We start from the raw sequence: 2,455 nt of genomic DNA, 5'->3' as shown, positions 1-2,455 counted from the left end.
TGTTTAATGCAAAATAAAAGTACAGAGTTCTGCAGGAGATTAATGTAGAAGTCTAGGGAACAAAAAAAGGCTTGCAAGCTCTCTCACTAACCTCTACTGTTTTGATTGACGAGATCTTAACAGCTTGGGGGAAATGAAAGGATGCTAGCAATGCCTGAAATAAATTATATCAAACATTTAAGGGAGAACGAAGATTTATCTCTCTCCGAGATTGCAAGAAAGACAGGTAAAGATTGGAGAACAGTAAAGAAGTATGCCGATGGGGATGTTCCCACAGGTAAGATCGGAATTCGAAAAAGTGGGATGATGGTAGAAGACGGTTATGGTGAGTTAGTGGATGATTGGTTAGAGGAAGATTTCAAGTTAAAGAAAAAAGAAAGAAGAACGAACAAAGTAATATTTGAACAGCTTCAGAAGGAACATGAGTTTCCAGGATCTTATCGAACAGTATGTGAGTATATTCAACATCAAAGACCTCATATCAAAGAATTAAAAGAAAAGCGTTATGAGAGATTAGAACACCCTCCGGGTGAAGCGCAAGTAGATTTTGGGAACATGACAATAGTACAAAATGGAGCATACAAAGATATTAAGGCTCTTATCTTAAGTTTTCCATATAGTAATGCAGCATTCGCATACCCGTTACCAGCAGAAAATTCTGAGTGTTTTCTTGAAGGTCTAACAAAATTGTTTCACCAAGCTGGCGGTGTACCGACACATCTTAGAATCGATAACTTAACTGCAGCCGTTGTGTCCATTGGTAAAGGAGACAAAAGAGTATATACAGACGCGTTTTTAGGGTTCCAATCCCACTATCGTTTTGAAGTACAGGCGTGTAATCCAGCCAGTGGACACGAAAAAGGAAATGTAGAAAAGAAAGTCGGTTATATAAGGAATAACTTCTTTGTGACTGCCCCACTTATGGAGGACTTTGATCAATTAGCCGAATGGTTATCTAAGCAGATGCAGAAGGATCAAAAACGTCTGCATTATGATAAGGAAGTTTTAATAGAAGAGCTTTGGAAAGAAGATAATAAGAGTTTAAAATCACTCCCTACGCAAGACTTACCTATATTCTCAGTAAGCACCTATAAAGTGAATAAATATGGTGAAATTACAGTAGATGAAGAAGCGTATGTCGTGCATAAAGCTAGGATGAAACAAAGTCTCATTATCAAGAAAGAATGGGATAAATTCACTTGTTACACGAATGATGGAGAAATGCTATATCAAGAGTCTCGCCCGTATATGAACAAAAGCAGATCTATTCCATGGGAAGATATTCTAGAGGATTGGATTAGAAAACCTCGCTCTGTTACCTATTCACGATATTTTAAGTATTTACCAAAGAACGTTCAAATTTATCTGGCAAGGCAAAAAGAGACATTGAAAGAACGAGTTATTGGCCTTAAAAAACTTTTAGCAACTCACACAATGATAGCCATTGGAGAAGTATTATCCTTTGATAATCGCTTGGGCTTGAAGCCACATGAGCTTGGGGTCATACTGTCAGAAAAGACAGCTTACCCAGTGAAAATGCCAGAAACCTACACACCGCAGGTGTTATTGAACTATGAGACTGATTTGCATTTATATGATCAGAAACTATTTCCTCAAGCTGAAAGGAGAGTTTCTATTACATGAATACAAATGACATAAAAGACGTATGTAAAACACTCCATCTTGCTTATATTGCGGACCATTATGAAGATATTCCTTTTGAAAATAAACAACAGTTTTTATTTGATGTGCTGGAACATGAAGTTAAGACGAGACTGACAACCAAAATATCTAGATTAATAAAAAAAGGAAAGTTTAGAGAGTTAAAGTGGTTAAAGACATATGAATGGTCTGATCAAATTCACTTACCCTCTACGACAACAAAGAAAGAAATCTGTGAGTTAAACTTTATTAAAGAGAAGCACAATTTAATGCTTCTTGGCGCGCCTGGTACCGGAAAAACTCATCTAGCAACAGCATTAGGCCTGAAGGCCTGTGAGCAAGGATTGGATGTGCGTTTTTACCGGGTAGCAGATCTAGTTGGAGATTTAGAAGAAGCTTTGAAACAAGGAACATTACAGAGGTTAAAAAGGCAAATCGAAAAATGTGACTTACTTATTTTAGATGAATTAGGGTATGTTCCATTTCAAAAGGAAGGCTCAGAACTACTTTTTCACATTATAGCAGACTGTTATGAACGAAAAAGCGTAATTGTCACTTCAAATCTTGAATTTGGTCAGTGGAATCGTATATTTGGGGATAATCGTCTAACATCTGCGTTGGTGGACAGACTTGTTCACCACGCTCACGTAATAGCATTTACTGGGGAAAGCTATAGGCTGAAAAATGCCCTTTCTTCTGTAAAGTTACACAACGAAAATTAGATTAAAAGAGAGCTTGCAGGTCTCTGCATTTTTCGCTGCAATTCTCTGTATTTACTGCTTGCAAAAAACAA

At 37.1% G+C, this 2,455-nt stretch carries 2 protein-coding genes; both read left to right on the top strand.

The window, feature by feature from the left end:
* Positions 1-141: 141 nt before the first annotated feature.
* Complete coding sequence (istA, locus tag CN601_RS23080) at positions 142-1,644, top strand: IS21 family transposase (RefSeq protein WP_098172454.1); 1,503 nt, start codon at positions 142-144, stop codon at positions 1,642-1,644.
* Positions 1,641-2,384, top strand: coding sequence for an IS21-like element helper ATPase IstB (istB, locus tag CN601_RS23075; RefSeq protein ID WP_098172453.1), 744 nt, complete (start codon positions 1,641-1,643; stop codon positions 2,382-2,384). The genes istA and istB overlap by 4 nt, the downstream gene beginning before the upstream one ends.
* Positions 2,385-2,455 lie beyond the last annotated feature (71 nt).

It is taken from the genome of Bacillus sp. AFS017336, assembly GCF_002555445.1.
In the GTDB taxonomy this organism is placed as follows: domain Bacteria; phylum Bacillota; class Bacilli; order Bacillales; family Bacillaceae_G; genus Gottfriedia.
The sequence above is the reverse complement of the archived record's forward strand: the minus strand, read 5'-3'. Positions and strand labels throughout refer to the sequence as shown.